Source organism: Pseudomonas sp. BJa3 (assembly GCF_026343815.1).
Classification (GTDB): domain Bacteria; phylum Pseudomonadota; class Gammaproteobacteria; order Pseudomonadales; family Pseudomonadaceae; genus Aquipseudomonas; species Aquipseudomonas soli.
The window spans coordinates 1-267 of record NZ_JAOXMC010000234.1; the positions used below are offsets into that span (position 1 = coordinate 1).

The following is a 267-nucleotide window of genomic DNA, read 5'->3' on the forward strand; positions in this document are numbered from 1 at the left end:
CGAACAGGGGTAGCGGCTACTGCGGTGGCTGCCACGGCTCGCCGGTGAGGAAGGCGCGCAGCAGCGCCCGCTGACTCGGCGACATCGAACGCACCACCGTCATGAACAGCGTGGTGCCTTTGTAGGCATCGGCGGTGCGGGCGAGGATCGGCCCCTTCGCCGCCATGATCGAGTCGGGCTGGTTCAGCGGCACGTACCGGGACATGGCGGGGAAGGCCAGGTAGTGATAGCGCAGGACAGTTGGGTACACCTGCTGCCTAGTGATGA

General features: G+C 66.3%; 1 pseudogene. It reads right to left on the minus strand.

Annotated elements, in window-relative coordinates:
• Positions 1 to 16: 16 nt before the first annotated feature.
• Positions 17 to 267 (minus strand): annotated as a pseudogene (locus OH705_RS27555) (hypothetical protein); the annotation flags it as partial.